This is a genomic window from Nocardioides sp. BP30, assembly GCF_029873215.1.
Lineage (GTDB): Bacteria > Actinomycetota > Actinomycetes > Propionibacteriales > Nocardioidaceae > Nocardioides.
Map to the genome: position 1 here is coordinate 1,666,590 of NZ_CP123620.1, position 23,528 is coordinate 1,690,117.

The 23,528-nt window shown below is 69.9% G+C and carries 22 protein-coding genes; 9 read left to right on the forward strand and 13 right to left on the reverse strand.

Annotation, left to right across the window (positions count from 1 at the left end; all coding sequences use genetic code 11):
- Positions 1-69: 69 nt before the first annotated feature.
- The 6 genes from P5P86_RS07835 to P5P86_RS07860 are packed head-to-tail and all read right to left on the reverse strand — an operon-like array spanning position 70 to position 6,096.
- Positions 70-1,446: an NAD(P)/FAD-dependent oxidoreductase gene (locus P5P86_RS07835; protein WP_280610759.1), complete on the reverse strand. Its 1,377-nt coding sequence runs from the start codon at positions 1,444-1,446 to the stop codon at positions 70-72.
- Complete coding sequence (locus P5P86_RS07840; protein ID WP_280610760.1) at positions 1,443-1,916, reverse strand: Lrp/AsnC family transcriptional regulator; 474 nt, start codon at positions 1,914-1,916, stop codon at positions 1,443-1,445. Before P5P86_RS07840 ends, P5P86_RS07835 begins: the two co-directional genes overlap by 4 nt.
- Positions 1,917-1,936: 20 nt before the next feature.
- Positions 1,937-2,791 (reverse strand): ABC transporter permease, encoded by an 855-nt coding sequence (locus P5P86_RS07845; protein WP_280610761.1) that lies wholly within the window; start codon positions 2,789-2,791, stop codon positions 1,937-1,939.
- Between the two features lies 1 nt (position 2,792).
- The gene (locus tag P5P86_RS07850; RefSeq protein ID WP_280610762.1) at positions 2,793-3,710 is read right to left on the reverse strand and encodes an ABC transporter permease; all 918 of its coding nucleotides are present in this window, start codon (positions 3,708-3,710) and stop codon (positions 2,793-2,795) included.
- Positions 3,707-4,954: a polyamine ABC transporter substrate-binding protein gene (locus tag P5P86_RS07855; RefSeq protein ID WP_280610763.1), complete on the reverse strand. Its 1,248-nt coding sequence runs from the start codon at positions 4,952-4,954 to the stop codon at positions 3,707-3,709. The genes P5P86_RS07850 and P5P86_RS07855 overlap by 4 nt, the downstream gene beginning before the upstream one ends.
- The gene (locus tag P5P86_RS07860) at positions 4,951-6,096 is read right to left on the reverse strand and encodes an ABC transporter ATP-binding protein (protein ID WP_280610764.1); all 1,146 of its coding nucleotides are present in this window, start codon (positions 6,094-6,096) and stop codon (positions 4,951-4,953) included. Before P5P86_RS07860 ends, P5P86_RS07855 begins: the two co-directional genes overlap by 4 nt.
- Before the next feature lie 225 nt (positions 6,097-6,321).
- On the opposite strand from P5P86_RS07860, the gene P5P86_RS07865 reads away from it, so the two are divergent.
- Positions 6,322-7,719 carry an NAD(P)/FAD-dependent oxidoreductase gene (locus P5P86_RS07865; protein ID WP_280610765.1) on the forward strand — a complete coding sequence of 466 codons (1,398 nt, stop codon included), beginning with the start codon at positions 6,322-6,324 and terminating at the stop codon, positions 7,717-7,719.
- Positions 7,720-7,774: 55 nt separating this feature from the next.
- Here P5P86_RS07865 and P5P86_RS07870 read toward each other — a convergent pair whose 3' ends face one another.
- The gene (locus tag P5P86_RS07870) at positions 7,775-9,148 is read right to left on the reverse strand and encodes an aspartate aminotransferase family protein (protein ID WP_280610766.1); all 1,374 of its coding nucleotides are present in this window, start codon (positions 9,146-9,148) and stop codon (positions 7,775-7,777) included.
- Positions 9,149-9,319: 171 nt separating this feature from the next.
- Here P5P86_RS07870 and P5P86_RS07875 point away from each other — a divergent pair, with 171 nt between their 5' ends.
- Positions 9,320-10,528 carry a saccharopine dehydrogenase family protein gene (locus P5P86_RS07875; RefSeq protein ID WP_280610767.1) on the forward strand — a complete coding sequence of 403 codons (1,209 nt, stop codon included), beginning with the start codon at positions 9,320-9,322 and terminating at the stop codon, positions 10,526-10,528.
- A gap of 77 nt (positions 10,529-10,605) precedes the next feature.
- On the opposite strand, the gene P5P86_RS07880 is transcribed toward P5P86_RS07875, so the two are convergent.
- Genes P5P86_RS07880 through P5P86_RS07895 form a run of 4 tightly spaced genes read right to left on the reverse strand, consistent with a single transcriptional unit; the run spans position 10,606 to position 14,560 of the window.
- Positions 10,606-11,394, reverse strand: a complete 789-nt coding sequence (locus P5P86_RS07880; RefSeq protein ID WP_280610768.1) for an ABC transporter permease — start codon at positions 11,392-11,394, stop codon at positions 10,606-10,608.
- Positions 11,391-12,272, reverse strand: a complete 882-nt coding sequence (locus tag P5P86_RS07885; protein WP_280610769.1) for an ABC transporter permease — start codon at positions 12,270-12,272, stop codon at positions 11,391-11,393. The genes P5P86_RS07880 and P5P86_RS07885 overlap by 4 nt, the downstream gene beginning before the upstream one ends.
- A 1-nt stretch (position 12,273) precedes the next feature.
- A complete protein-coding gene (locus P5P86_RS07890) occupies positions 12,274-13,476 on the reverse strand; it encodes an ABC transporter substrate-binding protein (protein ID WP_280610770.1) in 1,203 nt (400 codons plus the stop codon).
- 46 nt (positions 13,477-13,522) lie between these two features.
- Positions 13,523-14,560 (reverse strand): ABC transporter ATP-binding protein, encoded by a 1,038-nt coding sequence (locus P5P86_RS07895; RefSeq protein ID WP_280610771.1) that lies wholly within the window; start codon positions 14,558-14,560, stop codon positions 13,523-13,525.
- Positions 14,561-14,639: 79 nt separating this feature from the next.
- Between P5P86_RS07895 and P5P86_RS07900 the strand changes: the two genes are divergently transcribed.
- Complete coding sequence (locus tag P5P86_RS07900; protein ID WP_280611224.1) at positions 14,640-15,380, forward strand: FadR/GntR family transcriptional regulator; 741 nt, start codon at positions 14,640-14,642, stop codon at positions 15,378-15,380.
- Positions 15,377-16,081 (forward strand): PDC sensor domain-containing protein, encoded by a 705-nt coding sequence (locus P5P86_RS07905; protein ID WP_280610773.1) that lies wholly within the window; start codon positions 15,377-15,379, stop codon positions 16,079-16,081. The genes P5P86_RS07900 and P5P86_RS07905 overlap by 4 nt, the downstream gene beginning before the upstream one ends.
- 8 nt (positions 16,082-16,089) lie before the next feature.
- On the opposite strand, the gene P5P86_RS07910 is transcribed toward P5P86_RS07905, so the two are convergent.
- Entirely contained in the window at positions 16,090-17,466 is a 1,377-nt protein-coding gene (locus tag P5P86_RS07910) for an NAD-dependent succinate-semialdehyde dehydrogenase (protein ID WP_280610774.1), read from the reverse strand.
- A 97-nt stretch (positions 17,467-17,563) separates the two neighbouring features.
- A complete protein-coding gene (locus P5P86_RS07915; protein WP_280610775.1) occupies positions 17,564-18,343 on the reverse strand; it encodes an alpha/beta fold hydrolase in 780 nt (259 codons plus the stop codon).
- Between the two features lie 59 nt (positions 18,344-18,402).
- Here P5P86_RS07915 and P5P86_RS07920 point away from each other — a divergent pair, with 59 nt between their 5' ends.
- The 5 genes from P5P86_RS07920 (at position 18,403) to P5P86_RS07940 (ending at position 23,499) form a co-directional block, all read left to right on the forward strand.
- Complete coding sequence (locus P5P86_RS07920) at positions 18,403-19,494, forward strand: 1-deoxy-D-xylulose-5-phosphate reductoisomerase (RefSeq protein WP_280610776.1); 1,092 nt, start codon at positions 18,403-18,405, stop codon at positions 19,492-19,494.
- Between the two features lie 11 nt (positions 19,495-19,505).
- Positions 19,506-20,954: a M50 family metallopeptidase gene (locus P5P86_RS07925; protein WP_280610777.1), complete on the forward strand. Its 1,449-nt coding sequence runs from the start codon at positions 19,506-19,508 to the stop codon at positions 20,952-20,954.
- Between the two features lie 17 nt (positions 20,955-20,971).
- Positions 20,972-22,117, forward strand: coding sequence for a flavodoxin-dependent (E)-4-hydroxy-3-methylbut-2-enyl-diphosphate synthase (gene ispG / locus P5P86_RS07930; RefSeq protein WP_280610778.1), 1,146 nt, complete (start codon positions 20,972-20,974; stop codon positions 22,115-22,117).
- Between the two features lie 48 nt (positions 22,118-22,165).
- Positions 22,166-23,011, forward strand: coding sequence for a GNAT family N-acetyltransferase (locus P5P86_RS07935; protein ID WP_280610779.1), 846 nt, complete (start codon positions 22,166-22,168; stop codon positions 23,009-23,011).
- 128 nt (positions 23,012-23,139) lie between these two features.
- Entirely contained in the window at positions 23,140-23,499 is a 360-nt protein-coding gene (locus tag P5P86_RS07940; RefSeq protein WP_280610781.1) for a DoxX family protein, read from the forward strand.
- Positions 23,500-23,528: the final 29 nt, after the last annotated feature.

Genomic DNA, 23,528 nt, shown 5'->3' on the forward strand with positions numbered 1-23,528 from the left:
GAGCCACGTCGGGTGCTCCCACGGGCTTGGCGGACGCGGCGGCTCCGCACGCGCGGGCCATCAGCTCGGCTAGCCCAGCAGCGGTGCCACCGCGCGCGCCAGCAGCGAGGGGCGCCCGGTCAGCTGCTCCTCGCCGTCGGCCAGCGTCATCGCGCTGAGCCCCACGTTGACGCCCAGCCAGCGCAGCGGTTCGGGCTCCCAGTCGGGGGAGCGATGACCGACCCAGGGCAGTGCCGTCAGCTCCGAGCTCGCGCCCAGGACGAGGTCGCGGAGGGTGCGTCCGGCCAGGTTGGTCGTCGAGACGCCGTCGCCGACGTACCCGCCGGCCCATCCCAGGCCGGTGCCGGTGTCCAGCCCGACCGAGGCGCACCAGTCCCGCGCGATCCCGAGCGGTCCGCCCCAGGCATGGGTGAACCGGGTGCCGTGCAGCACCGGGAACATCTCGACCACCGTGGTGCGCAGCTTGGCGAAGACCTTCTCGTTGCGCTCGTGCTGGGGCGCGATCCGCGAGCCGAACGGGTACGGCGCGCCGCGGCCTCCGAAGACCAGCCGATCGTCTGCGGTGCGCTGACCGTAGACGATGAGGTGGCGGTGGTCGCTGAAGGTCTCGCGCCGCGCCAGCCCGATCTCGTCCCAGACCGAGGAGGGCAGCGGCTCGGTCGCGACGATGAGGGAGTAGACGGGGATGACAGCGCGCGAGAGGCCGGGCAGGGCAGCGGTGTAGCCCTCGGTGGCACGCACCACGACGTCGGCGTGGACGGTGCCGCGCTCGGTCACGGCCCGGTGCGGCCGGATAGCAGTGACCCTCGTGCGCTCGTGGATGGTCACGCCGTACCGCTCGACGGTCGCGGCCAGGCCACGGGCCAGCTTCGCCGGATGCAGCGCCGCGCAGTCGGGGGTGTACGTCGCGCCCAGCACCCCGGTGGCGTTCAGCCTCGACCGTGCCTCGGCTGCCGAGAGCAGGGTGACGTCGTCGGCCCCCGAGGCCGTCGCCGCGGCGGCCTCCGCGCGGGCGCGCGCCAGCTGCGGCCGCGTCCGGGCGAGGACGAGGGTGCCGCCCTTGGCCAGGTCCGCATCGATGCCCTCCGCGTCGGCGACCCGGATCACCTCGTCGACCGACGCGCGCATGGCCCGATGCTGCGCGGCCGCGGCCGCCGAGGAGGTCATCGCCGCCAGCTTCTCGAAGGAGGCGGGGAAGAGTGCCGAGCACCAGCCGCCGTTGCGTCCCGAGGCCCCGAAGCCGGCGGTCTCCGCCTCGAGCACGACGATCCGCAGATCGGGCCGCGCCTGCGCGAGGTAGTAGGCGGTCCACATCCCGGTGTAGCCGGCGCCGACGATGGCGACGTCGCAGGTCACGTCGCCGGCCAGCGCGGGCCGCGGCACGAGCGGGTCACCGGCCGTCTCGTGCCACAGCGAGAGGCCACGGTAGGCGCTCGGAGCGCTCACCGAACGCCCCAGGCGTAGGACTGCTTCTGCAGTCGCAGGTACATGAAGGTCTCGGTGCCGGCGACGCCGGGGACGGTGCGGATGGTGCCCGAGATGAGCTCGAGCAGATCCTCGTCGCTCTCCGCGACGACCTCGACCAGGAGGTCGTAGGTGCCTGCCGTCACCACCACGTAGTCGACCTCCTCGACGGCGGCGATCGCCTCCGCGACCGGCTCGACGGGGCCGTTGACCCGGATCCCGATCATCGCCTGACGGGCGAAGCCCAGCTCCAGGGGATCGGTGACCGCGACGACCTGCATCACGCCGCCGTCGATGAGGCGCTGCACCCGCTGACGCACGGCTGCCTCGGAGAGCCCCACCTCCTTGCCGATGGAGGCGTAGGAACGGCGACCGTCCTGCTGCAGCTGCTCGATGATGGCCTTGCTCACCTCGTCGAGGGACGCAGGACCGGGGATCCGCTTTCGGGTCATGGCCTTACCTTGTCATCGCGTCATCGGCGGCGGCGGTTGAGCACGCCGGTGGCCACGGCGAGCGCGGCCGCGACCAGGAAGATGATCGTGCCGAAGCACAGCACCTGCGGCGCCATGCCCTTCTTGGTGAACCCGTAGGCGTAGAGCGGGAAGGTCTGGGTCGATCCGTTGATGAAGGAGGTGATCACGTAGTCGTCGATGGACATCGCCAGCGCCAGGAGGAAGGCGGCCACGATCCCGGGCGTCAGCATCGGGAGCGTGACCTTCCAGAACGCCACCACCGGGGTCGCACCCAAGTCGCTCGCGGCCTGTTCGAGCTGGGTGCCGGTGCCGGAGAGACGGGCCCGCAGGGTGGCGACGACATAGGCGATGTTGAAGGCCACGTGCACGATCAGGATCGTGGTGAAACCCATCGGGAAGTTGAGCGAGAGGAAGAAGGCCAGCGCGGAGGAGCCGACCACGATCGAGGGTGCGGCGATGTCCAGGAACAGCAGGCTGCTGATGACCCCTCGGCCCCAGAAGCGGTGACGGGCCAGGGCGAGCGCGAGCGGTAGGCCGAGGATCACCGAGAGCGCTCCGGACAGCAGCGCGATCACGATCGAGGTGACGAAGGCGGTGGTGATGCCTTCGGCGTCGAACAGGTGGGCGTACCAGGTGAGGGTGAAGCCCTTCCAGACCGGACTGATCGCGTTGTGCGAGGCCTCGTTGAACGAGTAGACGACCATGGCCACGATCGGGACCAGCAGGAACGCCACCACGAGGCAGTAGAAGATCGGCAGGCCCAGCCGGGGCCTCGGCTTGCGGTCGGGGATGTCCTCGAGGGCGAGAGGCGCAGGGCCGAACATCGGCTCCCGGGAGGTGACGACATCGCTCATGTCAGACCAGATCCTCGATGTTCTCGGTGCCTACGACGCGGGCGTAGAGGAACAGGATGAGACCGAGCAGCACCATCAGCAGCGTCGAGAGCGCCGCCGCGATGTTGTACTGCTGGTTGGTGAAGTAGGCGAACTGGATCGACTGCCCGATCGTCCAGGTGTTCTTGCCGCCGAGGATCGAGGAGTTCACCGGGTCTCCGACGGTGTCGATGAGCACCAGCAGGATCCCGGAGAACACCCCGGAGCGCGAGAGCGGGACGGTGACCTTGAAGAAGGTCGTCGGGCCGCGCCCGTAGAGGTCGTAGGAGGCCTCGTGCAGCCGCGGGTCCAGCCGCTCGAGCGCGACGTAGATGGGCAGCACCATGAAGGCCAGGTCGTTGTAGACCATGCCGCCGATGACCGAGCCCGGCGTCGCCAGGAAGCTCTGGTCCTTGCCCTGCAGGTGCAGGTCCTGCAGCACCTTGGTGATCGGCCCGTCACCGCCGAGCAGGTAGAACCACATGTCGGTGCGGATGATCAGCGAGACGAAGAAGGTCACCATCACCAGGGCGAGCAAGGTGCTCTTCCAGCGCGGCTTGGCCCGGAAGGCGATGAAGTAGGCGACCGGGTAGGCGAGCACGATCGTCAGCGCGGTGGCGGAGCATCCGTAGACGAGCGAGCGGAGCAGGTAGCGCCAGTACGGCGTGTCGCCGGTGAACAGCTGGACGTAGACGTGCCAGTGCCAGGTCAGCTGGTAGCCGTCGTCGGGGTTCCCGGTCATCAGGGAGACCAGCAGGCCCGAGACCAGCGGGATGAGGAAGAAGAACGACAGCCAGGCGACGCCGACCAGGCTGAGCAGGTACGGCGTCACCCCGCGGGCGAACCGCCGCCTGCGTGCGGACGGCGCCGCCGCGCCGAGGGGTACGGTCGTCGCGGTCACGAGCCCTGCACCACCGGCTGGAAGATCGAGGTGTAGAGGTCGTGCTCGGCGCGGTTCTTCATCACCGGGTAGTTGTGCGCCTTGGCCATCACCGAGTCCGCCGGGAAGGCAAGGGTGCTCGAGCTGTAGTCCGGGTCGTCGAGCTGCTTCGCGATGTAGTCGCGTACGCCCTGGACCGGCGAGACGTACCAGATGTAGTCCTCGACCACTGCCGCCACGGACGGCTGGTAGTAATAGTCCATCCAGGTGAGCGCATCGAGCGGGTTGCGGGCGGTGATCGGGATCATCATGTTGTCGTGCCAGGCGGTGAAGCCCTCGCTCGGGAAGGCGAACCTGGCATGGGGATAGTCGCTCTGGAGGGCGAGGATGTCACCGGAGTAGGCCATCACGATCGGGATCTGCTTGGCCTTGAAGGCATCGAGGTAGCCCTGGTCGTAGAACTTCCGGACGTTGGGTCGCAGCTTGTCGGTGAGCCAGGTGGCCGCCTTGCGCCACTCGGCCTCGCCGGAGGTCTCCGGGGTGGAGCCGGTGACGCACATCGCCGGGACCGAGAGCTCGTCGAGGTCGGAGAGCAGGCCGATCTTGTTCTTGTACTCCGGCTTGGTCAGGTCCGCCCAGCTGGTGATGTCGCCGTCGACGAGGTCGGAGTGGTAGGCGATGCCGGTGTAGCCCGACTGCCATACCGCGCTGTGCAGGGCGTCGAAGTCGTAGGTCGGCGAGGCCGCGGTCGGGACGGCGTTCTTGAGGAAGTTCGGCATCCGTGAGTGGTCGAGCTGCGCGACCCAGCCCTTCTGCACCAGCTCGGTGAACTCCCAGCCGTTGGTCATCACGAACAGGTCGGAGCTGGTCGGCTTCCCGGCGGCGAGCGCCGGGGAGATCTTGCCGTAGTACGACGCCGTGTCGGCCACCGCGGCATCGTTGTAGTTCACCTTGATCCCGGTGTCCTTGGTGAACTTCTCCAGGGTGGGGTAGCGACCGTGCTTGTCGGCGTCGATGTAGGCCGCCCAGTTGTCGAAGCTGAAGTGACCATTCTTCTTCTTCGAGGCCCACCACGCGGTCCAGTCGGTCGCGGCGGCCGTGGCAGCGCCCGCATTGGTGCCGGCGATGCCGCAGGCGCTGAGGAAGCCTGCCAGCGCCCCCGCGCCGGCGAGCGCACCGGTGCCCCGCAGGAGTCCGCGCCGGGACATCCGGGGCTGGGTCAGCCCGCGGAGCCGGGCCAGGTCGCGTCCCTGATCGCCGTTCATGCCGCCGTCTCCTTGCCGTGGTCGGGGCCCTCGGCCGCACTGCCGGCGGTGCCGGGTGGCGGCAGCAGGAAGCACTGCGATGCGTCCCAGGCGACCTCGACCCGCTCGCCCGCGGAGATCCGGGTCGCCGACGTGTTCTGCCGGATGGCGTGCAGCTGCGCACCCCAGGAGGTGACCAGATGGGCCTCGGAGGTGGCGCCGAGGTAGACCACCTCGGAGACCGTCGCGACGATCCGGTTGGGGCCGGTCGCCGGGTCGGGGGAGGCGGTGAGCTGGAGCTTCTCCGGCCGGATGCCGAGGCGCCACCCCGGTCCGGTCGCCGTCTTGGTGTCGGTCGTCTCCACCGCCGTACCGTCGGGCAGCGTGGCGAGGGACCCGCCGACCTCGAGCGGCAGCACGTTGCACGCGCCGAGGAACTCCGCGACGAACTGGGTCGGCGGCCGGTCGTAGACCTGCTCGGGTACGCCGAGGCCCTCCAGCCTCCCGCCGTTCATGACGCCCAGCCGATCGGCCATCGCCATCGCCTCGGACTGGTCGTGGGTGACGTAGAGGAAGGTGATCCCGACCTCGCGCTGGATCCGCTTGAGCTCGTGTTGCATCGTCTTGCGGATCTGGGCGTCCAGGGCCCCCATCGGCTCGTCGAGAAGGAGGACCTTGGGGTGGTTGACGAGCGCACGGGCGAGGGCGACGCGCTGCTGCTGGCCGCCGGAGAGCTGGGCGGGCCGGCGCTTGTCGAAGCCTGCCAGCCCCACCAGCTCGAGATACTCCACCGCGCGCCTGGCGGCCTCGGCCTTGGCCACACCGCGGCGGCGCAGGCCGAAGGTGACGTTCTCCAGGACGGTCAGGTGGGGGAACAGCGCGTAGGACTGGAAGACGGTGTTGACGTCGCGCCGGTGCGCGGGCAGGGCCGTGACGTCGTGACCGTCGAGGAAGATCGCGCCGGTGCTGGGAAGCTCGAAGCCGCCGACCATGCGCAGCGTGGTGGTCTTGCCGCACCCGGACGGACCGAGGAGGGCGAAGAACTCGCCCGGGGCGAGGTCGAGTTCGAGGTTGTTGACCGCGATGGCATCGCCGAACCGGCGGCTGACGCCGCGGATCGAGACGGCCGCCTCGGCCGGTGCGACCGCTGCTGCTTCGGTCATCTCAGGCTCCCTTGAACGGACGGTGACGCGACATGTGCGGTACCTAACCACGGCATTGTTACGGAGTCACTACATCGATCGGCTTTTGCAACGAATTTGCCGCCTGGAGAATGACGAATTCTCGGAATCTGCTGTGAACGGTCATCAGAGCCACGCTTTCCGTTGTCAGCTCCCGTGGTCTATGATATGTAGCGAGCGCTTCATACGACCGAGACGAGGTGCGCGATGCCGGCTCAGGCCCGCGATGACGACGACCTGTTCGCCCACGTGCGCAACGAGGTCTACTGGCTCGACGACGAGGACCGGCCCGATCCACTGCCCGCCCTCATGGGGGAGGACCGGGCCGACCTGCTCGTGGTCGGCGGGGGTTACACCGGACTGTGGACAGCGCTTCTCGCCCGTGAGCGCCACCCCGACCGGTCGGTGATCCTCGTCGAGGGCTACCGGTGCGGGGACGGCGCGAGCGGGCGCAACGGCGGCTTCATGAACCCCTCGCTCACCCACGGCTTCGACAACGGCCTGGCCCGCTGGCCGGAGGAGATCGACGAGCTGGACCGCCAGGGTGCGCAGAACCTGCGCGAGATCGAGGCGGCGATCCGCCGCTACGACATCGACTGCGACTTCTCCTGGGGCGGTGAGGTGTCGGTGGCCGAGACCGAGGCCGACCTGGAGGGTCTGCGCGAGACCTACGAGGAGATGGCCGCGCACGGCCACGACGTACGTTGGCTCGGGCCGGACGAGATCGCGGCACGGGGCGCGCACTTCCTCGGCGGCATGATGCAGGTCGACTCCGCCCTGGTCGACCCAGCGCGGCTCGTGTTCGGGCTGCGCAGGGCGTGCCTCGAGCTCGGGGTCCGGATCTATGAGAACACCTGGGTCAACGAGATCAAGGAGCACGGTGCCGGCATCCGGGCGGTGACCGATCAGGGCCTGGTCGATGCCGATCGGATCGCGCTCGGCACCAATGCCGCCTCCGCGCTGGTGCGCCCGATCAAGAGCCGGGTGGTGCCGGTCTACGACTATGTCCTGATGAGCGAGCCGCTCACCGACGAGCAGTACGACGCGTTGGGCTGGAAGGACGGGTCAGGCCTCTCGGACGCCTCCTCGATGTTCGTCTACTACCGGATGACGCCGGATCGGCGGATCCTGTGGGGCGGGTACGACGCGGTGTACTTCTTCGGCAACACCACCGGCCCCGAGTACGAGTTCCGCACCGATGTCCACGAGCGGCTGGCCGAGCTGTTCCGGCGCCGCTTCCCGCAGGTCGCCGACCTGCGCTGGGAGTATCGCTGGGCCGGCGTGATCGATACCTGCAGCCGATTCACAGCGTTCTACGGCACCACCCACGGAGGCAAGGTCGCCTACGCGGTCGGCTACACCGGCCTCGGCGTCGCCTCGACCCGCTTCGGGGCCAACGTGATGCTCGACCTGCTGGCCGGCGAGCAGACCGAGCGGACCCGGCTGAGGATGGTGCAGGAGAAGCCGATCCGGTTCCCGCCCGAGCCGCTGAAGTGGATCGGCATCACCGTGACCCGGCGCGCCATGGAGAAGGCCACCCGCACCGGGAAGCGCGGCCCGTGGCTGCGGATGATGGACGCCGTCGGCCTGGGCTTCGACAGCTGAGCCTCGCGGCTGGTCCCGGCCCCCCGAGCCGGGACCAGCCGCATCGCCCCCCCCGTCAGATGAGCGAGACGCCCTTCTCCAGGACGACGCGCAGGATCTGTGTCATCTCGTCGAAGTGGCTCTGGTCGCAGATGAGCGGCGGTGCGACCTGGATGACCGGGTCGCCGCGGTCGTCCGCTCGGCAGTAGAGGCCCTCGGCGTACAGGGCGCCGGACAGGTAGCCGCGCAGCAGCCGCTCGGCCTCGTCGTCGCTGAACGACTCCTTGGTGCTCTGGTCCTTGACGAGCTCGATGCCGTAGAAGTACCCGTCGCCGCGCACGTCGCCGACGATCGGGATGTCCTGCAGCGACTCCAGAGCCGCCCGGAACGCACCCTCACGCTCCCTGACCCCTTCGAGGATCTTCTCGTCCTCGAAGATCTGCAGGTTCTTCAACGCCACCGCGGCAGAGACGGGGTGACCGCCGAACGTGTAGCCGTGGTAGAAGGTGTTGGTGCCCTGCAGGAACGGCTCCATCAGGCGGTCCGAGGCGATCATCGCGCCGATGGGGGAGTAGCCCGAGGAGAGCCCCTTGGCGCAGGTGATGATGTCGGGCTGGTAGCCGTAGCGCTCCGCGCCGAACATGTGGCCGAGCCGGCCGAAGGCACAGATGACCTCGTCGGAGACCAGCAGGACGTCGTACTCGTCGCAGATCTCGCGCACCCGCTGGAAGTAGCCCGGCGGGGGCGGGAAGCAGCCGCCGGCGTTCTGCACCGGCTCCAGGAAGACCGCGGCGACGGTGTCGGGGCCCTCGTACTCGATCGCCTCGGCGATCTGGTCCGCCGCCCAGCGACCGAACGCTTCGAGGTCGTCCTCGACATGCCCGGGGGCGCGGTAGAAGTTGGTGTTCGGCACCCGGAAGGTCGAGGGCACCAGCGGCTCGAAGGGCTCCTTGAACGCCGGCAGGCCGGTGATCGAGAGCGCGCCCTGGGTGGTGCCGTGATAGGCGTACTTGCGGCTGATCACCTTGTGCTTGGCCGGCTTCCCGACCAGCTTGAAGTAGTTCTTGGCCAGCTTCCACGCGCTCTCGACGGCTTCGCCCCCACCGGTGGTGAAGAAGATGCGGTTGAGGTCGCCGGGGGCGTAGGACGCGACCTTCTCGGCCAGCTCGATCGCCGCGGGATGGGCGTAGGACCACAGCGGCATGAACTCCAGCTGCTTGGCCTGCTCGGCGGCGGCCTCGGCGAGCTCGTGCCGGCCGTGGCCGAGCTGGCTGGTGAACAGGCCGCCCAGCCCGTCGAGGTAGCGCTTGCCCTGAGCGTCCCAGAGGTAGGCGCCCTCGCCGCGGACCATCACGGGGATGTCGGCCTGGTCGTAGACCGAGTGCCGGGCGAAATGCAGCCAGAGGTGATCCTTTGCTGCCTGCTGGAGGTGTGCGTAGTCAAGGGCCATGTCCCCATGTTGGTCGCCCGTGGCCGGTCCGGCAAGCGGATCCATCGCAAAGAGCGAAATCCACGACGGAATCCGTGGTCGCTCTCGAACAATTGCGCGGCGCATGTAGCGAGCGCTTCGTACGTCGCGTTACAGTCCGGTATGGCCACTCAGCGATCTCAGCCCGCCCCCATGCGCATCCTCCTGGTCGGAGCCGGCGGCGTCGGAGCGGCGTTCGCCTCGATCGCCGCCCGCCGTGACTTCTACGAGTCCCTGCTGATCGTCGACTTCGACGCCGAGAGTGCGGAGAAGGCTGCCTCGGCCGACGCCCGGTTCACCTGGGCCACCGCCGACGCCGGTGACGTCGACGCGCTGGTCGCGATCGCCCGGGAGCATCGCGTCACCCACGTGATGAATGCCGTGGACCCGCGCTTCGTGATGCCGGTCTTCGAGGCCGCTCGGATCGTCGGTGCCGACTATCTCGACATGGCGATGTCGCTCTCCCAGCGTCATCCGCAGGAGCCCTACTCCAAGACCGGCGTGATGCTCGGTGACCAGCAGTTCGCCCAGCACCACCTGTGGCAGGCGAACGACCGTCTCGCTCTGGTGGGCATGGGCGTGGAGCCGGGCCTGGCGGACGTGTTCGCCCGCTATGCGGCCGACCACCTCTTCAGCGAGATCGACGAGCTCGGCGTGCGCGACGGGTCCAACATCACCGTCGAGGGCTACGAGTTCGCGCCGTCGTTCTCCATCTGGACCACCATCGAGGAGTGCCTCAACCCGCCGGTGGTCTGGGAGAACGGCACCTGGCACACCACCGAGCCGTTCTCGGACGCGGAGGTCTTCGACTTCCCCGAGGGCATCGGGCCGGTGGAGTGCGTGAACGTCGAGCACGAGGAGGTCCTCCTCATGCCGCGGTTCGTCAACGCCAAGAAGGTGACCTTCAAGTACGGCCTCGGCGACGAGTTCATCGACGTCCTCAAGACCCTCTCCAAGCTCGGTCTGGACCGGACCGAGCCGGTCGAGGTGCGCTCGAGCACCGGTCCGGTCGCGGTCAGCCCGCGCGACGTGGTCGCCGCGCTGCTGCCCAACCCGGCCAAGCTGGGACCGCAGATGCACGGCAAGACCTGCGCCGGACTGTGGGTCACCGGCAAGGACAAGGACGGCGCGCCGCGCTCGACGTACCTCTACCACGTGGTGGACAACCAGTGGTCGATGGAGGAGTACGGCCACCAGTGCGTCGTGTGGCAGACAGCGATCTGCCCGGTGGTGGCGCTGGAGCTGCTCGCGACCGGCGTCTGGAAGGGCGCCGGCGTGCTGGGCCCGGAGGCCTTCGACGCGCTGCCCTTCCTCGAGCTCCTCAACGCCTACGGCAGCCCGTGGGGGATCAAGGAGCTCTGAGGGCGCACCGCGCCGGCGGCGTGGACGCGAAGGGGTCCAGGCCGGATGGCTGGACCCCCTTCGCGCGCAGGGCGGGCTCAGGCCTCGTCGTCGCCGTAGCGCTGCGCGATCCACACCGGTACGACGGCGACCACCGTGAGCACGGCGGCGACCACGTTGATCACCGGCGCCTGGTTGGGGCGGAACAGGTTGTCGAAGATCCACAGCGGCAGCGTTCGCGTCGACCCGGCGGTGAACTCGGTGACCACGATCTCGTCGAAGCTCAGCGCGAAGGCCAGCAGGCCGCCGGCCAGCAGCGCACCCCGCAGCTGCGGGAAGGTCACCCAGCGGAAGGTCTGGAACCCGCTCGCGCCGAGGTCGGCCGACGCCTCCTGCAGGTTCGTGCCGGTGCGCCGCAACCGCGCCTGCACGTTGTTGAAGACCACCACGACGCAGAACGTCGTGTGCGCGATGATCACGGTGAGCAGGCTGAGGTTCCAGCCGAGCACCGAGTGGAACGTCGTGTTCATCGCGATGCCGGTGACGATGCCGGGCAGCGTGATCGGCATGGTGATGAGCAGGCTGATCGGCTGCTTGCCCCACACCGGGTAGCGCTGCAGGGCGAAGGCGGCGCAGGTGCCGAGCACGAGCGCGAGCGCGGCAGCGCACACGCCCACGATCGCGGTGGCGCCCAGGGCGTGCCAAGCGCCGCTGTTGTGTGCCGCGGCCTGCCACCAGTTCAGCGTCAGACCGGTGGGCGGGAACGCGAACGTCCGCGAGGAGTTGAACGAGTTGAGGACGACGAAGAGCAGCGGCACGTAGAGGAAGACCAGGACCAGCACGGTCCAGGCGCCGGCGAAGCGCCGGAATCCGGCGGAGAGTCTCATCGGGACTCCTGTTCCAGGGAGCCGGTCGCCCGCAGGGCGAACAGGTAGACGAGGACGACCACCAGCGGCACGAACGAGAGTGCCGCCGCGAGCGGCTGGTCGTTCGCGGTCACGAGCTGGCCGTAGATGACGTTGCCCAGCAGCTGGGTCTTGCCGCCGACGATCTGCACGGCGATGTAGTCGCCCAGCGAGAGCGAGAAGGTGAAGATCGAGCCGGCCGCGATGCCGGGGAAGGCCAGCGGTGCGGCGATGCGGCGCAGCGTGGTCGCACTGGTGGCACCGAGGTCGGCGCTCGCCTCCCACATCGAGTGCGGGACCCGGGTGAAAGCGGCGTAGACCGGCAGGATCATGTACGGCAGCCACAGGTAGGACAGCGTGATCACGGTGGCCGGCAGGCCGTAGCCGATGCTGTGCCCACCGGTGATCCAGTCCAGGGGACCGTTCGGCGCGAGCAGGCCGCGCCAGGCGTACGCCTTGACCAGGTAGGACGCCCACAGCGGCGTCGTCACCGCCACCATGAGGGCGATGCGCATCGTCGGGCCGGCCACCTTCGCCATGAACAGCGCGAGCGGTACGGCGAGGACCGCGTCGATCACTGTCACGCCGAGCGCGACGCCGACCGTGCGCAGGGTGACGGTGCGGAACAGCGAGTCGTGGAAGACGGCGCCGAAGTTGCCCGTCGTGGTGACGTGGACGACCTGGCCGGTGAAGGAGTCGACGCTCCAGAACGCGCTGATCAGCAGCACCGCCATCGAGCCGAGGTAGGCGATGACCAGCCACGCCATCGGCGGCAGGAGCAGGAGGTAGCCGCGCAGTGCGGGACGGCGGTTGGAGCGCCGTCCCGCACGCAGGTTCTCCGTGGGAACCAGGGAGGTCACGTCAGCCCTTCATCTGCTGCCACTTGGTGACCCACTCGGCGTAGTCGGTGCAGGTGGTGCCGGAGCCGTCGACGCACTGCTTCTGCGGGGTGGTCCAGTAGTGGATCTGCGAGGCGTAGGCGGCATCGGTCGCGTGGTAGGTGTTGCAGAAGTCCTTGTCGCTGGTCTGGGCGCACGACAGCGTCTGCGCGGGCGCCTCACCGAACCACTCCGCCACCTCGGCGTTCACCTTCGGCGAGGTGATCCAGTCCATCCACTCGTACATGCAGTTGGGGTGGGCCGCCTTCGCGGCCAGCATCCAGGTGTCCGACCAGCCGGTGGCGCCCTCGGTCGGCACGGTGGTGCCCACCTGGACCTTCTTGTCGGAGTTGATCAGGTTCGCGATGACCTGCCAGGAGGTGCCGATGACGCTGGAGCCGGACTCGAAGGACTGCACCGCCTTGGTGTAGTCCGACCAGTACTCGCCGACGTTGGCGTTCTGCTGCTTGAGCAGCGCCACGGCCGCGTCGAGCTGCTTCTCGGTCAGGGAGTAGGGGTCCTTGATGCCGAGCTCGGGCTTGGTCTTCGACAGGTACAGCGCCGCGTCGGCGATGTAGATCGGGGAGTCGTAGGCGGTGACCTTGCCGTGGTAGGGCGAGCTCGCGTCGAACACCGAGGCCCACGACGTGGGCGCGGTCTTCACGGCGGCCTTGTTCCAGGCCAGCACGTTCGCGCCCCAGCCGTGCGGAACGCCGTACATCTGGCCGTCGACCGAGTTCCAGGGCTTGTCCTTGAGGAAGTCGGAGATGGTCTTGTAGTTCGGCACCAGGTCGGTGTTGACCGGTGCGACGTTGCCCGCGTAGATCAGGCGCAGCGTCGCGTCGCCGGAGGCGGAGACGCCGTCGTACTGACCGGTCCGCATGAGCTGGACCATCTCGTCGGACGTGCCGGCGACCTTGGCGTTGACCTGGCAGCCGGTCTTCTGCTCGAAGGGGTGGACCCAGTCGACCGACTTGTCGTCGGAGCCGTCCTCGGCGTAGCCGGCCCAGACGACGAGGTTGAGCTTGCCCTCGCCCGAGCCGAGCTTGGAGGCCTCGGCGATCTTGGGCGGCTTCACCCCCTGGGTGCCGTTACTGCTGGTGGTGGTGGTCGAGGACGAGCAGGCGCTCAGGGCGAGCACGGCGGCGCCGACGATCGCGGCGGCGCCCTGGAGGCGGATCTTCATGCGGGTGTCTCCTCGGGATGTGTGACGAGCCGTTCGGGCGGTGCGGTCAGTCGGTCAGCTGGTGCAGGGCCTCGTCGGTCCACGCCAGGCGGATGCGGTCGCCGCGCTGCACGATGCTCGCGGCGGCGGTGTTGAGGCTGGTGATGGTGACGGTCACCGGTCCGAGGTCGGCGAGCACGCGCGTGCTCGCGCCGGCGTAGACGACCTCGGTGACCGAGCCCTCGCGCACGGTGGCGCCGGCCGGTGCGGGAGCCGTGTCGGCCAGGACGCCGATCTTCTCGGGGCGCACGGCCCAGGTCCCGGAGCGCCCCACCACCTGCTGGGCGGTCTCGCCGGAGAGGATGTTGGAGGTGCCGACGAAGCCGGCCACGAACCGGTTCACCGGCTCCTCGTAGACGGCACGGGCCGAGCCGACCTGCTCGATCCGGCCCTCGTTGAACACCGCCAGGCGGTCGCAGAGGGTGAGCGCCTCGTCCTGGTCGTGGGTGACGAAGACGAAGGTGATGCCGACCTCGCGCTGGATCGCCTTGAGCTCGACCTGCATCTCCTCGCGCAGCTTGAGATCGAGGGCACCGAGCGGCTCGTCGAGGAGCAGCACCTTCGGGCGCACGGCCAGGGAGCGTGCCAGTGCCACCCGCTGGCGCTGGCCGCCGGAGAGCTGGGCGGGCTTGCGGTCGGCGACGTGGTCGAGGCGGACCATGGCCAAGGCATCACCGGCCCGGCGTCGCCGCTCGGCCGTGGCGACGTTGCGGGCGCGCAGGCCGTACTCGACGTTCTCGCGCAGCGTCATGTGCGGGAAGAGCGCGTAGTCCTGGAAGACGGTGGTCACGTCCCGGCGGTGCGGGGGCACCGCGGTGACGTCGGAGCCGCCGAGCAGCACGGTGCCCTCGGTGGGCTGCTCGAACCCGGCGATCATCCGCAGCACGGTCGTCTTGCCGGAGCCGGAGGGACCGAGCATCGCGAAGAACTCACCGTCGGCCACCTCGAGGTCGACGTCGTCGACCGCGACGGTGCTCGCGAACGTCTTGCGGATGCCGCGCAAGGTGACCGATCCATCAGCGGGCCTGGTGGTGGGGGGTGCCATGGCGTAAAACTATGGAACAAGTTTTCAAACCGCAACGGAATCCAGGAACTTTTCGACGGGGAAGGGCGTAGTGACCCTCATGCGGCACTATTACGGCCACGGCACCGCTGTCGTCTTCGCGCCGCTGGAGCCGTTGGGCCGTGCCGAGCTGGTCAGTCGCAGGCTCGCCGACGCCATCGAGCTGGAGCTGCTCACCGACGGGAGCCAGCTCCCCGGTGAGATCGAACTGGCCGCGACCTTCGGCGTCGCCACCGTCACCATCCGCGAGGCGCTCGCCGACCTGCGCCGCATGGGACTCATCCACACCCGGCGAGGTCGCGGTGGCGGCAGCTTCGTCACGACGCCCGTCGGCGGTCCCAGCGACCTGTCGCGCCGCCGGTTGGCCGCGCACAGCGTGATGGAGCTGCGCGACATGGGGGACCTGTACGCCATCGCCTCCGGGGGTGCCGCCGCGCTGGCGGCGGCGCGTGCCTCCGACGACGACGTCCGGATGCTGCGCGCGACGCGTGACGAGCTGGCGGCGGCCATCGATGCGGGCGCCTGGCGGCGCGCCGACGCCCGCTTCCGCGTCCTGATCGCCGTCGCGGCGCAGTCGCCACGGCTCTACCGTGCCGAGATCGACCTGCAGGCCGAGGTGGGCACGCTGCTGTGGCTGGGCTTCGACGCCTGCACCCACGATGAGGAGCTGGCGTGCTGCACCGACATCCTCGACGCCGTCGAGGCCCGACGCAGCGACGATGCGCGGAGGGCGGCGGAGCGGCGCGTGCGCGACGCGACGGCTCGACTGATCGACCACCGGCTCAGCAAGGAGGACCGATGACGAGGCTCACCCCGAACCCGGCGCTGGAGGTGATCGAGGCGGTGGCGCGGGAGGCTTTCGGCCTGACGGCTGTGGTGGACGCCTTCATCACCGAGCATCTGGCCGCGCTGACGGACGCGCACCCGGCGGGCGTCGGCCCGCGCGCGAGCGCCATCGGCGGTCTGCGGGCCGTCCTCGAGGAGAGGCTGAGCGCCCCGGGTGCTCGTGTGGTCGGCGCCGGATTCGTCGCCGCGGTCGGCCTCTTCGAGGACCACGCCTGGTGGTTGGAGTGGTTCGTGCGCGAGGGCGCGGCCGTGCAGCGACTCCAGGTACCGATGGAGCCGACGCAGCTGGGCTTCTACGACTACACGACCACGCGCTGGTTCCGCGAGCCCGAGGCCGACGGGCGGCGTCACGTCATCGGGCCGTTCGTGGACTACCTGTGCACCGAGGACCTCACGCTGACGTTCTCACAGCCGGTCGTCGTCGGGGGGCGCTTCGTCGGCGTCGCCGCCTGCGACATCCGCGCCGTCACCGCCGAGCGCGAGCTCCTGCCGGTCCTGCGGCGGCTGCCGGGAACCTACGTCGTGGTCAACGACGGCGACCGGGTGCTGTGCAGCAACTCCGGCCGCTACGTCTGCGGGGACCTTCTCGAGGCGGGCACAGCGGTACGCCGGCACGGGCTCGACGACCTGTCGTTCGAGGTCGTCGAGCCCGTCTGAGGCGTGGCCTACTTCTGGACGTAGAAGAGGCGCTTGTTGACGAACTCGTCGATGCCGAGGGGGCCGAGCTCGCGGCCGAAGCCGGAGCGCTTGGTGCCGCCGAAGGGCAGGTCTGCTCCCTCGCCGGCGGGGGTGTTGACGTTGGCCATGCCGACCTCGAGCTGGCGAGCCACCTTTACGGCCCGCTCCTCGTCGGTGCTCCACACAGCGCCGCCCAGGCCGAACTCGACGGCGTTGGCCAGCTCGACGGCCTCCTCGTCGCTGTCGACCTTGTACACGACCGCCACCGGCCCGAAGAGCTCCTCGGAGTAGGCGCGCATCTCGGGCGTGACGCCGGTGAGGACGGCCGGGGCGAAGTAGGCGCCGTCGCCGAGCGTGCCGCCGGCGTGCAGGGTGGCGCCCTTGTCGACCGCGTCCTGGACCTGGGCGGCCAGACCCTCGGCGGCCTTGCGGGAGACCATCGGGGAGTAGAGGTCGTCGCCGTCGGCGCCGGCGGTGCGCGGCCGCATCGCGCTGGCCCGCTTCGTCAGCGCGCTGACGAAGTCGTCGTACACCTCGTTCATCACGATCATCCGCTTGTTGGAGTTGCAGGCCTGGCCGACGTTCTCCATCCGGGTGTTCCAGGCGGTCTCGGCGGCCTCGTCCACGTCGGCGGTGTCGAGGATGATGTAGGGGTCGGAGCCGCCGAGCTCGAGGACGACCTTCTTCAGGTTGCGGCCGGCCTGCTCGGCCACCGCGGTGCCGGCCCGCTCCGAGCCGGTCAGCGAGACGCCGTGGATGCGCTTGTCGGCGATCATCGCGGCGATCTGCTCGTGGGTGGCGAACAGGTTGGTGTAGACACCCTCGGGTACGCCCGCGTCCTTCATGATCTGCGCGATGGCCAGCGCGGAGGTCGGGCAGTTCTCGGCGTGCTTGAGCAGCACGACGTTGCCGGCGATCAGGTTGGGTGCGGCGAAGCGGGCCACCTGGTAGTAGGGGTAGTTCCACGGCATCACGCCGACGATCGGGCCGACAGGCAGGTACTCGATGCGGGCGTCGTCGTGCCCCGGCAGCGGCTTGTCGGCCAGGAGCTGGGGGCCGTTGTCCGCGTAGTAGCCGAAGATCTCGGTGCAGAACTCGGCCTCGCCCTTCGCGGCGCTGGGGCGCTTGCCCATCTCGGTGGTGATGAGGTTGCCCAACTCCTCGGCGCGCTCGGTGAAGAGCTCGGCGATCCGCTTCACGATCGCGGCGCGGTCCTCGACCGACCGCTTGCGCCACTCCTCGTAGGCCGCGGTCGCGCCGGCGACGGCCTGCTCGACCTCGGCGTCGGTCGCGAACGGGAACCTCTCCACGACCTCACCGGTCGCGGGATCGGTGACCTGGTACGGCGGTGTCTGCGTGCTCACGAGATATCTCCAGTTCTGAGGTTCCGGGCTGTGCATCCAGCCTACGGCGACGAGATCAGCGGTCGGAAGCGCCGGGGACGACGGATCCGGTCAAAACCTAGTGGGCGCAGCGTGCTCGCCGCACCGGCAGGGCGGTGAGCGGCGGCACCGGACCGCCCAGGAAGTCGCGGATCAGCCCGGCGACGAGCGCCGGCTTCTCCACCGGTACGGCGTGCGAGGCGCCGGGCACGACGGCGAGCTGGGCGGCGGGCAGGGCCTGGTAGAGCGCCGCTGTGTGGTCGAGCCGCACCATGTCGTCGTCGCCGGCCAGCACCAGGGTGGGGGTGGTGACGCCGTGCAGGTCCTCGACCGTGAGGGTCGGCTCGCTGCGCGCCATCGTGTCGAACTTGGCGGTCACGACCGGCAGGTGCTCCGGGCCGTCGGGGGAGCGCTCGGCGTAGGCCCGCGCCGTCGCCTGGCCGATCGTTGAGTCCTCGCCCAGGTCCACGCCCCACTCGATGCCGTCGTGGTGGAAGTTCGCTCCGATCAGCACCTGACGGGTGACCAGGTCGGGCCGCTCGCGGCTGGCCAGCAGCGCGGCGATCCCGCCGTCGCTCCAGCCGACCAGGTGGACCGGGCCGCCGAGGTGCTCGATCACTCCGGTCACCTCGGCGGCCATCGCGGCGTAGTGGAACGGCTCGTGACTGTCGCTGGTGTAGCCGTGCCCGCGGCGGTCGAAGGCGACCACCCGGTAGTCCGCCGCGAGTGGTGCCTCCAGCGCGGCGAGGAGCTCGTCACTGCAGCTCAGCCCGCCGTGGAGGAGGAGCACGGTCTCCCCGGAGCCGCCCGGATCGTGGAGCCAGGTCGGATGGCCGTGGATGTCGACGTACGCGCCCATCTGGACAGCCTAGGCATGGCGAGGCCGACCCCGGCCCCATCGCCTGGAAGGATGCGGGCGTGCGCGATGTGGTGATACTCGGATCGACCGGATCGATCGGGACCCAGGCCCTGGAGCTCGTACGCCGCAACCCGGAGCGCTTCCGGGTCGTCGGCCTGACCGCCGGCGGCGGCCAGCCCGAGCTGTTCGAGCGGCAGGTCGCCGAGTTCCGGCCGACCTTCAGCGGACTCGGCGAGGAGGCGAGCAGCGAGGCCGCAGGGCTGTCCGCCGACGTGGTGCTCAACGGCATCACGGGCGCTGTCGGGCTGCGTCCGACGCTGGCCGCGCTCGACGCCGGCAACACCCTCGCCCTGGCCAACAAGGAGTCGCTGATCATCGGCGGCCCGATCGTCCTCGAGCGCGCCGCGCCCGGACAGATCGTGCCCGTGGACTCCGAGCACTCGGCGATCGCGCAATGCCTGCGCGGCGGTGCGCCGAACGAGGTCCGCAGGCTCGTCCTGACCGCCAGCGGGGGACCCTTCCGCGGCCGCAGCCGCGAGGAGCTCCACGAGGTCACCCCGGCGCAGGCGCTCGCGCACCCGACCTGGGACATGGGCCGGGTGGTCACCACCAACTCCGCCACGCTGGTCAACAAGGGCCTGGAGGTGATCGAGGCGCACCTGCTCTTCGGCATCCCCTTCGACCGCATCGACGTGGTCGTGCACCCGACGTCCTACGTCCACTCCATGGTCGAGTTCACCGACGGCTCGACCCTGGCGCAGGCCGGGCCGCCGACGATGCTCGTGCCGATCGCGCTCGGCCTCGCCTGGCCCGACCGGGTCCCGGACACGGCACCGGGCGTCGACTGGACCCGGGCGCAGAGCTGGGAGTTCTTCCCGCTCGACGACGAGGCCTTCCCGGCGGTTCGGCTGGCCCGTCACGTGGGCGAGCGCGGTGGCACGTTCCCGGCCGTCTACAACGCCGCCAACGAGGTCTGCGTGGACGCCTTCCACGACGGCCGGATCCGCTTCACCGACATCGTGGACACCGTCGAGAGGGTCGTCGCTGGGCATGGCGACGTACCCTCGAGGGGGACGCTGTCCGTCGACGACGTCCTGGCGGCCGACGCCTGGGCCCGCGCCGCCGCCTCCGACCTCATCCGCCCAGCCTGATCGGAACGCTGTTGACCGCCGTCTTCTACCTTCTCGGGGTCGTCCTGTTCGTGGCCGCGATCCTGGCCTCGATCGGCCTGCACGAGCTCGGCCACATGATCCCGGCGAAGGCGTTCGGGGCCAAGGTGACGCAGTACTTCATCGGCTTCGGCCCGACGGTGTGGTCGAAGAAGAAGGGCGAGACCGAGTACGGCGTCAAGGGCGTCCCGCTCGGCGGCTACGTGAAGATCGTCGGCATGCTGCCGCCGGGGCCCGGCCAGGGTCAGGCCCACGCTCGGCAGGCCGACGCCGCGACCTCTCGCAGCGGCCTCTCCGCGGGCTCCGTCGCGGGTTCGCGCACGGGCTCGGCGGGTTCTGCCGCGGGCGCTGCGACCGGCGAGGTGATGGTGCGCCGCTCCAACACCGGGATGTTCACCCAGCTCATCTCCGACGCCCGCGCGGCGGAGTGGGAGACCATCCAGCCCGAGGACGCGCCGCGCCTCTTCTACCGGCTGGCCTGGTGGAAGAAGGTGATCGTGATGGCCGGTGGCCCGACGGTCAACCTCCTGATCGCGTTCTTCGTCTTCCTCGGCGTCTTCGGGATCTACGGCTCGCACGAGGTGGTCGCCGACGGCGGACCGCCCGTCATCGACAGCGTCAGCAAGTGCGTCATCCCGTACGCCGAGTCGGGCCGCGCGTGCAGGAGCACCGACCCGGTGGCCCCGGCGTACCAGGCCGGACTGCGGCCGGGGGACCGGGTCACCTCCTTCAACGGCACCGCGGTGACCGACTGGGCCCAGCTCCGCACGCTGATCCAGCACAACCTGTCGGGCCACGCGGTGATCGGCTACACCCGCGACGGCACCGCGATGACCGGCCAGACCACCACCACCGTCGAGGCGCGGCCCAGCAGTGACGATCCGGACGACCAGACCCTCAAGCAGGTCGGCTTCCTCGGCGTCTCGCCGGCCAGCCACATCCAGGTCACCCACGGCGGCCCGATCTACACGCTGCGCCAGATGGGCACGATGACCAAGGACTCGGTGGTCTCCCTGGTCCACCTGCCCGTCCGGGTCTGGGGTGTGGCCGAGGCCATCGTCGGGGTCAAGGAGCGTGCGGCCGACAGCCCCGTCAGCATCGTCGGCGGCGGCCGCATCGCCGGCGAGGAGATCTCCGCCAAGGGCTTCCCGCTCGGCGACAAGATCGCCGGGCTGCTCATGCTCGTGGGCGGCTTCAACCTGTTCATCGGGCTGTTCAACTTCATCCCGCTGCTGCCGCTCGACGGCGGCCACATCGCCTCCGCCTTGTGGGAGGCGGTCCGCCGCGGCTTCGCCCGGCTGCGCCGCCGTCCCGATCCCGGCTACGTCGACGCCGCCAAGCTGCTCCCGGTCGCGTACGTCGTGGCCAGCTTCCTGCTGGTGATGGGTGTGGTGCTCATCATCGGCGATCTCGTCGTCCCGCTTCATCCCCTGTCACAGTGAACGGATAGCCTGCGAACATGACTTCCCTGGGCATGCCCGAGGCCCCCGCGCCGGTCCTCGCCCCGCGGCGCAAGACGCGTCAGATCAAGGTCGGCAAGGTCGGTGTCGGCAGCGACTACCCGATCTCGGTGCAGTCGATGACCACGACGTTGACCTCCGACGTCAACAGCACCCTGCAGCAGATCGCCCAGCTCACCGCCGCCGGTTGCGACATCGTGCGCGTCGCCTGTCCCAGCCAGGACGACGCCGACGCGCTGCCGCAGATCGCGACGCACTCGCAGATCCCGGTCATCGCCGACATCCACTTCCAGCCGAAGTACGTCTTCGCCGCGATCGAGGCCGGCTGCGCCGCCGTACGGGTCAACCCGGGCAACATCCGCGCCTTCGACGACCAGGTCAAGGAGATCGCGGCGGCCGCGCGCGACCACGGCACGTCCATCCGGATCGGCGTCAACGCCGGTTCGCTCGACAAGCGGCTGCTGCAGAAGTACGGCAAGGCCACGCCCGAGGCGCTCGTGGAGAGCGCCGTGTGGGAGGCGAGCCTGTTCGAGGAGCACGACTTCCACGACTTCAAGATCTCGGTCAAGCACAACGACCCGGTCGTGATGGTGCGTGCCTATGAGATGCTCGCCGAGCGTGGCGACTGGCCGCTGCACCTCGGGGTCACCGAGGCCGGCCCGGCCTTCCAGGGCACGATCAAGTCGGCGACCGCCTTCGGTGCGCTGCTCTCCAAGGGCATCGGCGACACGATCCGGGTCTCGCTGAGTGCTCCGCCGGTCGAGGAGGTCAAGGTCGGCCTCCAGATCCTGGAGTCGCTCAACCTGCGCCCCCGCCGCCTCGAGATCGTCTCGTGTCCTTCGTGCGGTCGTGCGCAGGTCGACGTCTACACCCTCGCCGAGCAGGTCACCGCCGGGCTCGACGGCCTCGAGGTGCCGCTGCGCGTCGCCGTGATGGGCTGCGTCGTCAACGGCCCGGGGGAGGCCCGCGAGGCCGACCTCGGCGTCGCGTCGGGCAACGGCAAGGGTCAGATCTTCGTCAAGGGCGAGGTCATCAAGACCGTCCCGGAGTCCAAGATCGTCGAGACCCTGATCGAGGAGGCCATGCGGCTGGCCGAGGAGATGGAGCCGGTCGAGGGCGCCGGCGCGCAGGTCAGCGTCTCCTGAGCCGAGGGCAGCACCGGCGCCTCGTGAGCGCGGGCTAGAGTCTGGCGCATGCTCACCATGCGCCAGGGGATCAGGCCGCTGGGTCCGGCCGACCTGGACGCGTTCCTCGAGCTGACCTCGGGCGATCCGGTGGTCAACGTCTTCGCGGACTACCGCGCCCGCACCACCAGCCTCGAGCCGCGCTGGCTCGGCGGTGAGGTCTGGGGCCGGTGGGTCGGCGGCGACCTGGTGGCGGCCTGCCACGTCGGCGCGAACCTCGTGCCGATCGCGGCGACCGAGGAGGACGCGCGCGCGTTCGCCGAGCGAGCCCTGACCCGGGGCCGGACGGTGTCGACACTGGTGGGACCGGCGGCACCCGTGCGCGCCTTCTGGGACACCGTCGCCGCCTCGTGGGGCCGTCCTCGGGAGCAGCGTTGGGTGCAGCCCCACATGGTCCTCGCCGGGCCGCCGGCCGTCGAGCCCGACGGCCTCGTACGTCGCTCGACCCGTGCTGACTTCGACGACCTCTACCCGGCCTGCGTCGCCATGTACACCGAGGAGGTCGGGGTGTCGCCCGAGATCGGCGGCGGGGGAGAGCTGTACCGAGCGCGCGTCCTGCAGCTGATCAGCCGCGGCTGGTCGTTCGTGCGGTTCGAGGAGGGCCGGCTGGTGTTCAAGGCCGAGGTGGCGTGCGCCTCGCCGTACGCGGCCCAGATCCAGGGCGTCTTCGTGGTCCCCGACCGACGCGGCGAGGGGCTGGCCACCCGTGGCATGGCAGCTGTCGCCGACATCGTGCGGCGCGAGATCGCGCCCGCCGTCTCGCTCTACGTCAACGACTGGAACGCACCGGCCAAGGCGGCGTACGAGCGGGTGGGCTTCCGCCAGACGGCCACCTTCGCGACAGTGATGTTCTGAGCCCGCATCGCCCGGCGATCCTCCGAGGCCGCCGGTGGCGGGGCCGGCGCTGCCGTGGGCCTCGGTCCGTGAACCACTCCGGTCGATGCTGCGGCAGCCCTGCTTCGAGCGCTGGCTACCCTCACGACATGAGCCTCCCCCTCGACGCCAAGATCGTCCTCGGTGCCTTCACCGTCAGCGGCATCGTCCACCTGGTCAAGCCGGAGGTGTTCAAGCCGCTGATCCCGCGCCAGCTGCCGGCCCATCGCGAGATCATCGTGGCCAGCGGCGTCGCCGAGCTGGTCTGTGCGGCCGGACTGGCCCTGCCGGCGACGCGACGCTGGGCGGGCTACGCCAGCGCCGCGCTCCTGGTCGGCGTCTTCCCCGGCAACGTCAAGATGGCGCTCGACGCCCGCCGTCGCGGCACGCCGGCCCGCCAGGCCGCGACCGTGGCCCGGCTGCCCCTTCAGCTGCCGCTGATCCGCGGCGCCCTGCGTGCCGGCCGCTGAGCAGCGGGCAACCGGTTCGCGCGGGGTAC

Bases quoted from the DNA above. Each gene is read 5' to 3' on its own strand.
- P5P86_RS07915 (WP_280610775.1), bottom strand. From the start codon at position 18,343: ATGGGCGCGTACGTCGACATCCACGGCCATCCGACCTGGCTCCACGAT.
- P5P86_RS07840 (WP_280610760.1), bottom strand. From the start codon at position 1,916: ATGACCCGAAAGCGGATCCCCGGTCCTGCGTCCCTCGACGAGGTGAGC.
- P5P86_RS07860 (WP_280610764.1), bottom strand. From the start codon at position 6,096: ATGACCGAAGCAGCAGCGGTCGCACCGGCCGAGGCGGCCGTCTCGATC.
- P5P86_RS07875 (WP_280610767.1), top strand. From the start codon at position 9,320: ATGCGCATCCTCCTGGTCGGAGCCGGCGGCGTCGGAGCGGCGTTCGCC.
- P5P86_RS07890 (WP_280610770.1), bottom strand. From the start codon at position 13,476: ATGAAGATCCGCCTCCAGGGCGCCGCCGCGATCGTCGGCGCCGCCGTG.
- P5P86_RS07895 (WP_280610771.1), bottom strand. From the start codon at position 14,560: ATGGCACCCCCCACCACCAGGCCCGCTGATGGATCGGTCACCTTGCGC.
- P5P86_RS07865 (WP_280610765.1), top strand. From the start codon at position 6,322: ATGCCGGCTCAGGCCCGCGATGACGACGACCTGTTCGCCCACGTGCGC.
- P5P86_RS07870 (WP_280610766.1), bottom strand. From the start codon at position 9,148: ATGGCCCTTGACTACGCACACCTCCAGCAGGCAGCAAAGGATCACCTC.
- P5P86_RS07855 (WP_280610763.1), bottom strand. From the start codon at position 4,954: ATGAACGGCGATCAGGGACGCGACCTGGCCCGGCTCCGCGGGCTGACC.
- P5P86_RS07900 (WP_280611224.1), top strand. From the start codon at position 14,640: ATGCGGCACTATTACGGCCACGGCACCGCTGTCGTCTTCGCGCCGCTG.
- ispG (WP_280610778.1), top strand. From the start codon at position 20,972: ATGACTTCCCTGGGCATGCCCGAGGCCCCCGCGCCGGTCCTCGCCCCG.
- P5P86_RS07880 (WP_280610768.1), bottom strand. From the start codon at position 11,394: ATGAGACTCTCCGCCGGATTCCGGCGCTTCGCCGGCGCCTGGACCGTG.
- P5P86_RS07905 (WP_280610773.1), top strand. From the start codon at position 15,377: ATGACGAGGCTCACCCCGAACCCGGCGCTGGAGGTGATCGAGGCGGTG.
- P5P86_RS07845 (WP_280610761.1), bottom strand. From the start codon at position 2,791: ATGAGCGATGTCGTCACCTCCCGGGAGCCGATGTTCGGCCCTGCGCCT.
- P5P86_RS07940 (WP_280610781.1), top strand. From the start codon at position 23,140: ATGAGCCTCCCCCTCGACGCCAAGATCGTCCTCGGTGCCTTCACCGTC.
- P5P86_RS07935 (WP_280610779.1), top strand. From the start codon at position 22,166: ATGCTCACCATGCGCCAGGGGATCAGGCCGCTGGGTCCGGCCGACCTG.